The sequence below is a fragment of the Primorskyibacter sp. S187A genome (genome assembly GCF_049800955.1).
Classification (GTDB): Bacteria; Pseudomonadota; Alphaproteobacteria; order Rhodobacterales; family Rhodobacteraceae; genus JAKVBH01.
This window is the reverse complement of sequence record NZ_JBNAGA010000001.1, coordinates 1,059,536-1,072,480: the sequence shown is the minus strand read 5'-3', so window position 1 is coordinate 1,072,480 and position 12,945 is coordinate 1,059,536. Positions and strand designations below refer to the sequence as shown.

10 protein-coding genes are annotated in these 12,945 nt (G+C 62.9%); 3 read left to right on the top strand and 7 right to left on the bottom strand.

The features are described 5' to 3' along the window. Position 1: 1 nt before the first annotated feature. Both ACP15S_RS05445 and ACP15S_RS05440 read right to left on the bottom strand, forming a co-directional pair. On the bottom strand, positions 2 to 1,216 hold the full coding sequence (locus ACP15S_RS05445) for an N-acetylmuramoyl-L-alanine amidase (RefSeq protein WP_425038557.1): 1,215 nt from the start codon (positions 1,214 to 1,216) through the stop codon (positions 2 to 4). 3 nt (positions 1,217 to 1,219) lie between these two features. Further along, a complete protein-coding gene (locus ACP15S_RS05440) occupies positions 1,220 to 2,368 on the bottom strand; it encodes a pyridoxal phosphate-dependent aminotransferase (protein ID WP_425038556.1) in 1,149 nt (382 codons plus the stop codon). Between the two features lie 69 nt (positions 2,369 to 2,437). Here ACP15S_RS05440 and ACP15S_RS05435 point away from each other — a divergent pair, with 69 nt between their 5' ends. Both ACP15S_RS05435 and ACP15S_RS05430 read left to right on the top strand, forming a co-directional pair. Then, positions 2,438 to 3,748, top strand: coding sequence for a M48 family metalloprotease (locus tag ACP15S_RS05435; RefSeq protein WP_425038555.1), 1,311 nt, complete (start codon positions 2,438 to 2,440; stop codon positions 3,746 to 3,748). A gap of 13 nt (positions 3,749 to 3,761) precedes the next feature. Then, positions 3,762 to 4,511: a DsbA family protein gene (locus ACP15S_RS05430; RefSeq protein WP_425038554.1), complete on the top strand. Its 750-nt coding sequence runs from the start codon at positions 3,762 to 3,764 to the stop codon at positions 4,509 to 4,511. 314 nt (positions 4,512 to 4,825) lie between these two features. On the opposite strand, the gene ACP15S_RS05425 is transcribed toward ACP15S_RS05430, so the two are convergent. From ACP15S_RS05425 to ACP15S_RS05405, 5 genes are all read right to left on the bottom strand, one after another. Further along, positions 4,826 to 6,160, bottom strand: coding sequence for a sensor histidine kinase (locus ACP15S_RS05425; RefSeq protein WP_425038553.1), 1,335 nt, complete (start codon positions 6,158 to 6,160; stop codon positions 4,826 to 4,828). A 46-nt stretch (positions 6,161 to 6,206) separates the two neighbouring features. Continuing rightward, the gene (ispG, locus tag ACP15S_RS05420; RefSeq protein WP_425038552.1) at positions 6,207 to 7,340 is read right to left on the bottom strand and encodes a flavodoxin-dependent (E)-4-hydroxy-3-methylbut-2-enyl-diphosphate synthase; all 1,134 of its coding nucleotides are present in this window, start codon (positions 7,338 to 7,340) and stop codon (positions 6,207 to 6,209) included. Between the two features lie 130 nt (positions 7,341 to 7,470). Then, positions 7,471 to 9,087, bottom strand: coding sequence for a helix-turn-helix domain-containing protein (locus ACP15S_RS05415; protein WP_425038551.1), 1,617 nt, complete (start codon positions 9,085 to 9,087; stop codon positions 7,471 to 7,473). Between the two features lie 106 nt (positions 9,088 to 9,193). Next, positions 9,194 to 10,417, bottom strand: a complete 1,224-nt coding sequence (gene hemA, locus ACP15S_RS05410; RefSeq protein ID WP_425038550.1) for a 5-aminolevulinate synthase — start codon at positions 10,415 to 10,417, stop codon at positions 9,194 to 9,196. A gap of 258 nt (positions 10,418 to 10,675) precedes the next feature. Beyond that, complete coding sequence (locus tag ACP15S_RS05405; protein WP_425038549.1) at positions 10,676 to 11,320, bottom strand: VPLPA-CTERM sorting domain-containing protein; 645 nt, start codon at positions 11,318 to 11,320, stop codon at positions 10,676 to 10,678. Between the two features lie 192 nt (positions 11,321 to 11,512). Here ACP15S_RS05405 and ACP15S_RS05400 point away from each other — a divergent pair, with 192 nt between their 5' ends. Beyond that, positions 11,513 to 12,889, top strand: coding sequence for a M20/M25/M40 family metallo-hydrolase (locus ACP15S_RS05400; protein WP_425038548.1), 1,377 nt, complete (start codon positions 11,513 to 11,515; stop codon positions 12,887 to 12,889). The last annotated feature ends 56 nt before the right edge of the window (positions 12,890 to 12,945 follow it).

The window sequence follows — 12,945 nt, the reverse complement described above, 5'->3', positions numbered from 1 at the left end:
CCTATTGACGCCGCAAGGGCGCGATGGCGCGATCCTCCGTCGCCCAGCTGAGCACACCTTCAGCAAGGCCCCCCGCAATGCGCGCGCGCCATGCCGGATCCTTGAGACGTTCGAGCTCCGCATCGGTGGACAGAAACGCCGCCTCAACCAGCACGGAGGGAATGTCCGCTGATTTCAAAACAGAGAAGCCTGCCTCTTGCAGAGGATTTTTGTGCATCATGACGCCCGCGCCCACAATCCCGTCCTTGAGCGCCCGCGCGAGCGCTTGCGAGCGCTGCCGGCTGTCCTGACGGGCCAGATCAATGAGCACCTGGGCGACCTCGTCATCTGCGCGGCTCAGATCGACACCGGCCAGCAGATTGCCGCGTTCATGGCGTTCGACAAGCGCGGCCGTCGCCGCCTCACTGGCGCGGTCCGGAAGCGTGAAAATCGACGCCCCCTCCGCGCGGCCCTCTGCAATCGCATCGGCATGCAGCGAGACAAAGGCATCCGCGCCCGCCTGCGCGGCAATGGCCACGCGACGCTCCAGCGAGACAAAATCATCAGAGCGCCGGGTGAGAATGATGCGCAGGTCCGCGCCCGAGCGGATCAGCGCTTCCTCCAGCGCCAGGGCCAGTCGCAAGACGAGATCGGCCTCTTTGTAGCCTGCGCGAATGGCCCCGGGATCAATGCCGCCATGGCCCGGATCAATCACGATGGTAAAAGCGCTCTCCCCCGTCTCGGGCGTGCCCAGAACAAGCGGCGCGTCCTGCCAATCCGGGCTGGCGGGCGCGCCGGCTGTCGCGTCAAAGCTGGCGCGGTCCGTGGGTTGCAGGCGCAGCGAGAGCGCCGCACCCTCTGGTTCGGTCACAAGGCCCGCCTCGGCAATGGCCAGCGGCTCGGCCAGAACGAGCACCATGCGCGACCAGCCCGCGCGCAAGGGCCCGGCGGCCAGCTCACTGACGGCGTCAGAGCCATCAAAAGCCGCCAGATCGAGGCCAGAGAAATCCACTTCGCGGAAATCGAGGACGACGCGGTCCGGGGCCGTCAGCGTGTAGGCGCGCCAGGGCACACCGGCAGACAGCTCCAGCCGCAGCTGCGTCTCGCCGCGCCAGCTGTCCCGCAAAACGCTCTGCTCGGGCAGCGCGCGTGCCGCGACGCCAAAGTCCTGCGCCAGCGCGCCCGAGGGCAGCAGCGCCGCCACAAGGAGCATCCAGATCGCGCAGAGTTTGCCCATATGCTAGCCCCTCCGCCCGGCCATGAAAATCTCCAGCCGCCGCAAGCCCTCCACGATATCCTCTGTCGCGCGGGCGTAGGAAAAGCGCAGGGTCGTGGCCCCGCGCTTGGGATCGAAATCCAACCCCGGCGTGACGGCAACCCCCGCCTCCTCAAGGATTTCACGGGCAAAGGCGAGACTGTCCGAGGTATGCTCAGAGACATCCACATAGACATAGAAGGCCCCATCGGGCGGGGCAAAGCGCGTGAAGCCCGCCTTGGGCAGCCCCTCGATCATCAGGCGGCGGTTCTCGGCATATATGGCCAGATTGGCTTGCAATTCATCGTCACACTCCATCGCGGCCAGCGCGGCGCGCTGTGCAACATGGGGCGCACAGATGAACATGTTTTGCGCCAGCCGCTCGACCTGACGGATGTGATCTTCGGGCACAACCATCCAGCCCACGCGCCAGCCCGTCATGGAATAATATTTCGAGAATGAATTGATCACATAGGCCTGATCGGTGATCTCCAGCGCGGAGACGGCGCGGGCCTCGTATTCGATCCCGTGGTAGATCTCGTCTGAGATGAAGGCGGCGCCCTTGGCATGGGCCGCCTCGATCAGCGCGCGCAAGGCGGCTTCATTAAGCATCGTGCCTGTGGGATTGGCGGGCGAGGCCACCATGAGACCTTGATACTCCACATCTGCGAGATCAGACGGCGTGGGTTGCAGGCGCGCGGCATCAGAGGTTTCGATATCGAGCGGCACGAGGTCCAGCGCCTTGAGGATCTGGCGATAAGAAGGATAACCCGGCGCGCCGATGGCCACGCGGTCGCCCGGATCAAAGAGCGCGGTGAAGGCCAGGATGAAGGCGCCCGAGGAGCCCGGCGTGATGACCACACGGGCCGGATCGAGCGTCACGCCGTGCCGCTCGGCATACATCCGCGCAATGCGCGCGCGCAATTCCGGCAATCCAAGCGCCACGGTATAGCCCATGGGGTCCCCCTGCATCGCCTGGGCCACAGCGGCCCGAGCGCCTTGTGGGGCTGGGGTTCCGGGCTGGCCCACCTCCATGTGAATGATCGAGCGCCCGGCGGCTTCGAGGGCGCGCGCGGCCTCCATGACATCCATCACAATGAAGGGATCGACGGCCCCACGGCTTGAGTTCTTCATGCTTCACTCTCTATCCTAAGGATAAGAGCGGTTTCACCTATGTAGAGGCACCCGTCAATGCGCTGGCTTATGCCAAAGATCATCCCTGTGGTCCTCGTGACCGTCCTGACATTGGCCGCACTGCCCGCACAGGCGCGCGGGATCATCCGCGATGCCGATATCGAATATGCGCTGCGCCAGTTGGCCGCGCCGGTTTTGCAGGCCGCAGGGCTCAATGCCAAACGCACGAAGATCATCGTCATCAATGATGGCTCACTCAACGCCTTTGTGGCGGACAGTCGGCATATTTTCCTGCATTCGGGGCTGATCCTGAAGCTCCAAAACGCGCGGTCACTGCAAGCGGTGATCGCCCATGAGGCTGCCCATATCACCAATGGCCATATCACGCGGCGCGCAGGCAATGCGCGGGCGGCGCGCTCGGCTGCGGGGCTGGGGCTGGTTCTGGCAGCCGCCGCTGCGGCCAGCGGTGCGCCGGAGGCGGCAGCAGGGATTGCAGCGGGCTCGCGTTCCTCGGCCATGCGCCGCTTCTTCGCCCATACCCGCTCCGAGGAGGCCTCTGCGGACGCCACCTCCATCCGCACGCTGGTCAATGCCGGGATCGACCCGCGCGGCGCTCTGGAAGTGCAGGAGCTCTTTCGGGGGCAGGAAGCGCTGACCGCCGGGCGGCAGGACCCCTACAACCGCACCCATCCCCTGACCCGTGACCGGATCCGCGCCAATGAAGCCACGATCGCGGGCGTGCGCGGCACCTTCAAGGACCGTCCGGCGGATGCCTATTGGTTTGCCCGCGCGCAAGGAAAGCTCTCCGCCTTCACGCGCGCGCCCCGCTGGACGTTGCGCCGCGCGGGCAGTTCGCCCAGCTCTGATATCGCCGAGATGCGCCGCGCGGTGGCCTATCACCGGCAATCCAATCTGGGCAAGGCGCTCACCCATATGGACAAGGCCATTGCGCTGCGGCCCAACGATCCGTTCCTGCGCGAGTTGAAGGGGCAGATCCTGCTGGAGAACCGCAAGTTCTCGCAAGCGGCGCAAGTCTATGGCCAGGCGGCCAAAATGGCCAAGGGCGATGCGTTGATCCTTGGCGGCCTGGGGCGGGCGCAGCTCGCCGCGGGGCAAGTCAATGCCGCGCTCAAGACCCTGGAGACCGCCCGCGCCCGCGATTTCTCCGATCCGCGCATCCTGCGCGATCTTGCGGTGGCCTATGCGCGGGCGGGCAATAATGCCATGGCCTCGCTGGCCACGGCCGAGCGCTATGCGCTGGCCGGTCGCCTGAAAGATGCGCGGATCAATGCCGCGCGGGCCGAGGGGCTTTTGCCGCGCGGCTCTGGCCCTTGGCAGCGGGCACAAGATGTGCTCTCTGCAACGAGAAACCTCCGCTGAGGAAAGGATTATCATGACCCGATTGTTGACCACCACGGCCCTTCTGGGCGCGCTCGCCCTGCCCGCTCAGGCCTTTGACCTGACCGATATGAGCGATGCCGAACGGGCCGCCTTCCGCGCGGAAATCCGCAATTACCTGCTGGAAAACCCCGATGTGATCATGGAAGCGGTGGCCGTTCTGGAAGAGCGCCAGCAGGCCGATGCCGCGCAGAACGATGAGGCCATGCTGGAGGCCAACAAGGCGGCTTTGTTTGACGATGGGTTTTCGCATGTCGGCGGGAACCCCGAGGGCGATGTGACGATTGTCGAGTTCATCGATTACCGCTGCGGCTATTGCCGCCGCGCCCATGATGAGGTCGCGCAGTTGATCGCGGGCGATGGCAACATCCGTCTGATCACCAAGGAATTCCCGATCCTCGGCCCCAATTCGACCGCTTCCTCCAAATTCGCCATTGCCGTCAAGCATGTGGCGGGCGGCGAGGCCTATGAGGCGGCCAATGAGGCGCTGATCCGGCTCAATGGCGAGATGAGCCCCAAGGCGCTGCGGCGGCTGGCCGATACGCTGGGCGTTGATGCCGATGCGGTGATTGCGAAGATGGAGAGCGAAGACGTCGCCCGGGAGATCAACGAAACCCGCGCGCTGGCCCAGCGGTTGCAGATCAATGGCACGCCGACCTTCGTCGTCGAAAGCCAGATGTTGCGCGGCTACCTGCCTTTGCAAGCCATGCAGGAGATCGTCGCGCGCGTCCGCGCCGAAGGCTAACCGGAGGCGCCGCGCTCGCTTGCGGCGCACCGATGCACATTACGAGGCCCGTGCCCTTTCCGGCGCGGGCTTTGTCTTGTCTCCCATGTCCGCCAGCCAAACACCGTCGCGGGCAACACTGAACCAACTGGCCACAGCTACACGGCCCAGGCCGCGCCGCATGAGTGGCGATCTGGATGATGTCTTGCGGGGCCATGTGGCAGATAAGGAAGGTTGTGACCGCTTTTACCAACGGCTGATTGCGCCCGCGCCCATGGCGGCTTTCCCCGCCAGTTTCGGGATGAAGACATCAAGGACAGCACCGCCCGCCCCCTCTAGAGCTGCCCCGGCACCGTCTCGCGCGGTTGCGCCTCCAGCACGACCGAGGGAAAGGAGAGCGTTACGATGGTGCCGCGCCCTTTGATGGAGCTTATCTCCAAAAGCCCACCCGATTGCTCCATCACACCCTTCGCCATCGATAGGCCCAGCCCCGAGCCTTTGCCCACGGGTTTTGTCGTGAAGAAAGGATCGGTGACCTTGCCCAAAATCTCCTCCGGAATGCCCGCGCCATTATCCTCGACCTGGATTTGCAGGCAGGTCCGCTCCAGGGGGCGACGCGGGCAAGCCCGCTCGCGCGCGCGCAGCAGGACGCGCCCGCCCTCCGGCATCGCATCACGCGCGTTGATGACGAGGTTGAGGATGACGTTTTCGAGTTGCGAGACATCACAGCGGATCGGCGGCAGGCCCGACGGCATGTTGATCCGCAGGTCAATCGTTGCGGGCAGCGTCGAGTGCAAAAGCCGGTCCATATTGCCGATCACGTCCTCGATCAGGACCACTTCCGGCCGCAGCACGGACTTGCGGCTGTAGGCGAGCAATTGCTGGGTGGTGCGCGCGGCGCGGTGCGTGGCCTCTTCGGCTTCGCGGATCAATTGCTCGGCCTCGATGAGCGAGCCGCCCTGCTGCTGGATCTCGCGGCGCAGTTCAAGGTTTCCCTGAATAATGGTCAGCAAGTTATTGAAATCATGGGCAACACCGCCAGTGATCTGACCAATGGCCTCGACCCGCGCGCGCTCCACCTGCAAGGCCTGATTGATCTGGAGCTGCTCATGGGCCCTGCGCGTGCCGAAGGCGGCCTGAAGGTAATAGGCCAGAACGGCCACCAGCCCGAGCACCATGGAGACGGCCGGTCCGGTCATGTCTTCCATGAGCGCGGTATGCACCGCAAGCCCCAGCAGGCACAGCGACGTCAGCCCCACCTCGACGCGGGTAAAGATCGCATGATAGGTGCTCTGCGCCGTCGAATAGAGCATGACCGTCACAATCAGCAACAGCCCAAGCACCTTGCCCGCAGCGCCCTGCGTGACCCAGACATAGGCGGATGAGCTCAGAATGACTATGACGCAGAACCAGCCGATCCCGAAAAGCACCGCCAATTGGCGCAGGGACACCCGGTCCGGCAGCGCGCGCAATATCAGCAGGAACGCCAGCTGGCTCAGGTTATATGCCCCGAGGAAATACAGAAAAACCCTATCCTGAAACAGATAGGTCGCGATCAGCCCCGCCGCATTGAGGCCGACGACGCGAAACAGCATTTCCGCAACGTGGTTGCGGACGATGTCACGATAGGCCTCAAGATCATATGTCTGGCGCTCAGCGCTGCCTTTCACCCGATTGTCTTCCCTATTCTGGGCGAAAAACTCTGAAAAAAATTACTTATTCTGCCGCCTGCGCCTCTGCAGCGCTGGCTGCGTCCAATTCCGCAGCCTTCTTCTCAACCTGTTCGACGATATGATCAACCATCTGGTCGTTGCTCATCTTATGGCTTTGCTTACCAGCGAGATAGATCATACCCGCGCCATTGCCACCGCCGGTAAAGCCCACATCCGTCATCAGCGCCTCGCCGGGTCCATTGACCACGCAGCCGATGATGGAGAGCGACATGGGCGTTTTGATGTGCTCCAGCCGCGCCTCCAGCGTCTCGACCGTTTTGATCACGTCAAAACCCTGCCGCGCACAGGAGGGGCAGGAGATGATGTTCACGCCGCGATGGCGCAGGCCGAGGCTCTTGAGGATCTCATAGCCCACCTTGACCTCCTCCACCGGATCGGCGGAGAGCGAGACACGGATTGTATCGCCAATGCCCATCCAGAGCAGGTTGCCCAGACCGATGGCGGATTTGATCGTGCCCGAGGTGAGCCCGCCGGCCTCCGTGATGCCAAGATGGATGGGCGCGTCGGTCAGGTCCGCCAGCTGTTGATACGCTGCGGTCGCCATGAAGACGTCGGAGGCTTTGCAGGAGATCTTGAACTCGTGAAAATCGTGGTCCTGCAGGATCTTGATATGATCCATCCCGCTCTCGACCATCGCATCAGGCGTGGGCTCGCCGTATTTGTCGAGCAGGTGTTTCTCCAGGCTGCCTGCATTCACGCCGATCCGGATCGAGCAGCCATGATCGCGTGCGGCCTTAATGACCTCCTTGATGCGGTCTTCGCTGCCGATATTGCCGGGGTTGATGCGCAGGCAGGCCGCGCCCGCCTCTGCCGCCTCGATCCCGCGTTTGTAGTGAAAGTGGATGTCGGCCACGATGGGCACGGGGCTCTCGCGACAAATCTCCTTGAGCGCGCGGGAGCTGTCCTGATCGGGGACCGAGATGCGCACGATATCCGCCCCCGCATCCGCCGCCGCCTGCACCTGCGCCAGCGTCGCCTTGACGTCAGGCGTCAGCGTGTTGGTCATGGTTTGCACAGTGATCGGCGCATCTCCCCCGACCGGCACGGCGCCCACCATGATCTGGCGGCTCTTGCGGCGGTAAATGTTGCGCCAAGGGCGTATGTGGTTGAGGCTCATCGGGGCACCTGTCGCGTCAGTTCGAGCTACATCTAGCAAGCAGTATTGCAGATGCAATGCGTCAAGTGAAGTTTACACTTTGGGGAAGCCGCTGTTTCGGCCAAATGGCCGCATTCCGGCTCTTTGGGCGTTATTGGCCAGCCCGTTGCAGCGAGGCGTTCAGCTCCGCCACAGCCCGCGCGAGCGGTGCATTTTGCTGCACATCCGCCGGTTGGAAGCGATCCTGAATGGTGGCCACATCCAGCGCGAGATTGTCGGCAATCGCACCGCTGGAGCCATAGGGGCCAAAGGTCTGACCGGCGGCGGCGAAGAAAATTGCACCGGCATCGCCCGTGCGGATCGTGGGCGCGCTTTGCGTGGCGGGCACTGTGTAGAAATCCCCGGCCTCCATGACGCCCTCATAGAGGACCGTGCCCTGCGCCGAGCGCACCCTGACCCAAGCCGTCCGCGTGGCCACAACTGTCACGCGTTTGTCTGTGGAATCAAGAACTTGCGGGACGTTTGAGGCAATCGTGGTCTCTGTCTGACCCAATGAGGCCAACACGCGGTTGAGATCGCTGTCGGCCTGGACATCTGCATTGGGCAGGATCGCGGCCAGGATCTCGGCCTCCAGGGGCAGCCCCTCGGTCACGGTCCCGCGCGGACCGGCGGGCCCAAAGGTCCGACCCGCTGCCGCAAAGTAGACCGCACCCGATTCACCGACCTCGATGGCCGGATCAATCGATCCCGCAGGCACGTCAAAGACATCGCCTGCATTCATGATCCCGGCAAAGAGCTCACCGGAATTGGCATCCTCAATCCGCACCCAGGCCGGACGCACCGCCACGACCTGAACGCCGGACGTGCCAATGGACAAATCCGTCGAGCTGGCCCGACGGGTCACTGCGGGCGCATCGTCGTCGACCGACACGGCAGGTAAATCACCTGCGAAATTGCCAAACTGGCTCGGGTCCAGCGTCGAGATCGGCGCATCCCGCGCGATCAACACCGGCACGTCGAGCGCTTGCGGACGGTAGAGACGATCCAGCCCTTCGGTTTCCGGAGGGGTGAAGGCGCCGCCTCCAGCCCGCGCGGCCGCGATGACCTCGTCGTCGCCCTGCGCTGGCGCATTGGCGGACATTGGCGCGGTCGCGGCGCTCAGCGGATCAAGCTCCGAAAGGACAACAGGTGTCTGCTCGACCGGCGCAAGCTGCACACGCTGCACTTCCTGCAAGACCGAGTAGCCGCCGAAGCCCAACGCCCCGATCAACGCCACCAGCACGACCATGGAGCCAATCGCTCCCGGCTCGATGCCTGCGAAGATGGATTCGCGCGCCGGCGAGAAGGGTGTGGACGGGTTCTTGAACGGATCACGATCCAGCGCGGTCAGGCTTTTGGCCTGCGCGGCGGTCTCGGGCTTTTTGCGGGGGCCTTGCGCCCCGTCAATTCCAGTCGATGGCGCGAAGCCGCTCTCGGCGCAGAATTGCGCGAAGGTCGCGTCGGGATCCATCGCGAGATATCGCGCATAGGAGCGGACGTAGCCAGCGATAAACCCAGGGGTTTCAAAGGCATCGGGATCACAATTCTCGATGGCTGCGATGTAGGACGCCTTGATCCGAAGCTCGCGCTGCACGTCGAGCAGGGATTTGCCCATCGTCGCACGCTCGCCGCGCATGACGTCGCCCAGACGCAAGGCATAATCGTCAAACCCTTTCGGGCTTTCGGCCACGTCCTCCACTTCTGGCGTTTTAAAACGGCGCCCGATCATGCGTTCCTCGATGTCCCCAACATCATGTTTTAACAGGCGATTCGGCCTGCATGCTCACTTTCGTGAAGCATTAGCACATTGGAAGAGGAATTGCAGGCAAAAGGCGTCAGGCGCTGAGCTCTTGGCGATTAAGCGCGCAATGGGACCAGAGCTGGTCCATCGCGGTCACCAGAGCATCCATTTCCCGCGGTCCATGGACCGGTGACGGGGTGAAGCGCAAACGCTCCGTGCCGCGCGGCACCGTAGGGAAATTGATGGGCTGGACATAGATGCCAAAGCCATCCAGCAACATATCCGACAGCTTCTTGGTATGCACCGGATCGCCGACAATCACAGGCACGATATGGCTGCCATGATCGATGATGGGCAGGCCCAGACCTTTCAGGCGCATCTTGAGAATCCGCGCCTGCAGCTGGTGCTGATCGCGCAGGGTCTGATCGGTCTTGAGATGTGCGACAGAGGCCGCAGCGCCCGCCGCAACAGCAGGCGGCAGCGAGGTCGTGAAGATGAAGCCCGGCGCGTAAGACCTTATGGCATCACACATTTTATCGCTGGCTGCGATATAGCCACCCATGACACCATAGGCTTTGGCGAGTGTGCCATTGATGATGTCGATCCGCCCCATCAACCCGTCGCGCTCTGCAACACCTGCCCCGCGCGGGCCGTACATGCCCACGGCGTGGACCTCGTCGATATAGGTCAGCGCGCCGAATTCATCGGCCAGGTCGCAGATCGCTTCAATGGGTCCGAAATCGCCATCCATCGAATAGATCGACTCAAAGGCAATCAGCTTCGGCGCGGCGGGATCGTCAGCGGCGAGCAACTCGCGCAGATGGTCCAGATCATTGTGGCGGAAGATGCGTTTCGCCCCGCCATTGCGGCGCACGCCTTCAATCATCGAAGCGTGGTTGAGCGCGTCGGAATAGATGATGAGGCCGGGGAACAATTTGGGCAAAGTGCTTAAAGTTGCATCATTTGCGATATAGGCGGAGGTGAAGAGCAGCGCTGATTCCTTGCCGTGCAGATCGGCCAGCTCGGCCTCAAGGCGCTTGTGATAGACCGTGGTCCCGGAGATGTTGCGCGTCCCGCCAGAGCCTGCGCCGGTGGCGTCCAGCGCCTCATGCATCGCCGCCAGAACAGCCGGATGCTGGCCCATGCCGAGATAATCATTGCCGCACCAGACGGTGATCGGCTGCTCGGAGCCATCGGGCTTGCGCCACGTGGCATGGGGAAACTGGCCCTTTGCACGCTCGATATCGATGAAGGTCCGGTAACGGCCTTCTTCGTGCAGTTTATTCAGGGCTGTATCCAGCTGCGCGGTGTAGTCCACGTGGCCTCTCCTCATGTCATGGTCGAGAGCAACTTCAACCACATTCAAGCTTTGGAATGGATATAGGTTGCTCGAATTCCTGACAATGGTTTTGAAGGGGATAAACGGTCGCAGCCTTGATCTGTGTCAAAAGGCATAAATCCGGCGCAGGTTTTTCGCCTGCCCGGACAAGGCGGGACAAACCATCAGGAAGGGGGACCATAAAAAACACCGCGCGGGTGTACCGCGCGGCTGGTTAGCAAAAGATGAAAGTCTGGATCAGGCAGTCTTGCGTTTGCGGCGCGCCAGACCCAGCGCGCCCAAACCGCCCAAAAGGAGCGGCAGGCCAGCCGGCAGAGGCACTGGCGCTGTGACAACGCCCTCGCGGATTGCCGCTACGTCAATCGGATCAAATGCGCTGCCACTGAGGGTTTGCATCGAGAAACCGGAGACATTGGCGCCGTCCGCAATGCCAAAATCCGACAGATCTACAAGGAGCGCAAAGACGTCATATGTGTAGGAGGAGATAGCGTCTTCGAGGGCATCATCCACGCCGGTGTCATAAAAATCATCTGCGTCGAAGGCGAGGCTGCCGCCGCCCACTGTCACCGAGATAAACCCGGCATCGTAGCGTCCATCAATGATCAGAAAATCCGCACCCGCCTCATTGGTGATCCCTCCGTCAAAGCTGAACGTCAGGACATTGCCATTGTCCAGATTGGGAAATCCGGTCGACAGATCGCCATCCACCAGGTTTTCAAGCCCGCCGAAACCACCGGAGTCAGTGGCGCCCGATGCAGAGACCTTGATGGCGCCGTCAAGGATCGTGAACCCATCCTCTACAGCGGAAAGCGGGCCCGCGGCTGCGATCCCCGGTGCAACCATAATGGCGGCCGCGGCCAGTGTTTTACGTGTTAGTTTCATGTGTTCTATGTCCCCCTATGAACAAAAATAATCGATAATGCGAAAAGGTTAACACCACCGGCGCGCCGCCGTCAAAGCGCCTGTATGTGCAGGCTTCGAAAACAAAGCGTTTCCAGATTGTATCCAATCTGTCTGCTGGACACCGGACCATGGCGCGATAGGGTGCGCATCAACACAATCCGGGAGATTTGCATGACCCTTGAGACAGTTCTCGCCCGCATCGACGCTGACCTGCCCGCCGCCACCGAGCGGTTGCTGGATTTGCTGCGCATTCCCTCGATCTCCACCGATCCCGCCTTTGCCGATCATTGCCAGACGGCGGCGGATTGGCTGGTGGCTGATCTGGGCTCTCTGGGCATTGCAGCCGAAAAGCGCGAGACGCCGGGCCATCCGATGGTCGTGGGTCATGTGGACGGGCCCGAGGGCGCGCCGCATGTGCTCTTTTACGGCCATTATGATGTGCAGCCCGTCGATCCGCTGGAGCTCTGGGATCGTGATCCCTTTGATCCGGCCATTGAGGAGACGGAGGCCGGCGCGGTCATTCGCGGGCGCGGTTCGTCGGACGACAAGGGCCAGTTGATGACCTTCGTGGAGGCCTGCCGGGCGTGGAAGGCCGTACATGGTGCCCTGCCCTGCCGGATCACGTTTTTCTTCGAGGGCGAGGAAGAGAGCGGCTCGCCCTCGCTCGTGCCCTTCATGCAGGAGAACGCGGCGGAGCTGAAAAGCGATCTGGCGCTGATCTGCGATACGGGGCTGTTTCAATCCAAAACGCCCGCGATCATCACCCAGCTGCGCGGGCTCTTGGGCGAGGAGATCACGATCACCGGGCCCAACAAGGACCTGCATTCGGGCATGTATGGCGGCGTGGCGATGAACCCGATCCGGGTGCTGAGCCGCATCATCGCCAGCCTGCATGATGAGACGGGGCGGATCACGGTGCCGGGGTTTTACGACGGCGTGCCCGATCTCGACGAGGACCTCGCCGCGCAATGGCAGGCGCTGGCCTTTGATCACGCCACGTTTCTGGGCGATGTCGGCCTCTCGGAACCTGCGGGCGAGCAGGACCGCACGCCGCTTGAGATGATCTGGTCGCGCCCCACTTGCGAGGTCAACGGGATCCAGGGCGGCTATACCGGCGCAGGCTTCAAGACCGTGCTGCCCTCGGTGGCCTCGGCCAAGATCTCCTTCCGGCTGGTGGGCACGCAGGACCCGCTCGCGATACGCGAGAGCTTCCGTGAGATGGTGCGCGCCATGGTGCCCGGGGATTGCGAGGTCAGTTTCGCCGAGCATGGTGCGGGACCGGCCAGCCAGATGTCCGTGTCCCACCCCGCCTTTGAAGCCGCGCGGCGCGCGCTCGGGGCGGAATGGGGCGAAGCGGCCGCCTTTGCGGGCTGCGGCGGCTCGATCCCCATTGCCGGCCATTTCAAAGAGATCCTGGGCACGGATGCGATGCTCGTGGGCTTCGGCAAGGACGACGACCAGATCCACTCGCCCAACGAGAAATACGACATGGAGAGTTTCCATAAGGGTATCCGCAGCTGGGCCCGAATACTGGACGCGATGACTTAAAGGAGCGCGCTTTGCGCGCACTGGATCAGCCCGGCTGGGCGCCGGGCCTATTGGGG

What these genes read in the sequence shown, in the direction of transcription:
- ispG (WP_425038552.1), bottom strand. Translation starts at nt 7,340, where the DNA reads ATGAGCCTCAACCACATACGCCCTTGGCGCAACATTTACCGCCGCAAG.
- ACP15S_RS05435 (WP_425038555.1), top strand. Translation starts at nt 2,438, where the DNA reads ATGCCAAAGATCATCCCTGTGGTCCTCGTGACCGTCCTGACATTGGCC.
- ACP15S_RS05405 (WP_425038549.1), bottom strand. Translation starts at nt 11,320, where the DNA reads ATGAAACTAACACGTAAAACACTGGCCGCGGCCGCCATTATGGTTGCA.
- ACP15S_RS05430 (WP_425038554.1), top strand. Translation starts at nt 3,762, where the DNA reads ATGACCCGATTGTTGACCACCACGGCCCTTCTGGGCGCGCTCGCCCTG.
- ACP15S_RS05415 (WP_425038551.1), bottom strand. Translation starts at nt 9,087, where the DNA reads ATGATCGGGCGCCGTTTTAAAACGCCAGAAGTGGAGGACGTGGCCGAA.
- ACP15S_RS05440 (WP_425038556.1), bottom strand. Translation starts at nt 2,368, where the DNA reads ATGAAGAACTCAAGCCGTGGGGCCGTCGATCCCTTCATTGTGATGGAT.
- ACP15S_RS05400 (WP_425038548.1), top strand. Translation starts at nt 11,513, where the DNA reads ATGACCCTTGAGACAGTTCTCGCCCGCATCGACGCTGACCTGCCCGCC.
- ACP15S_RS05445 (WP_425038557.1), bottom strand. Translation starts at nt 1,216, where the DNA reads ATGGGCAAACTCTGCGCGATCTGGATGCTCCTTGTGGCGGCGCTGCTG.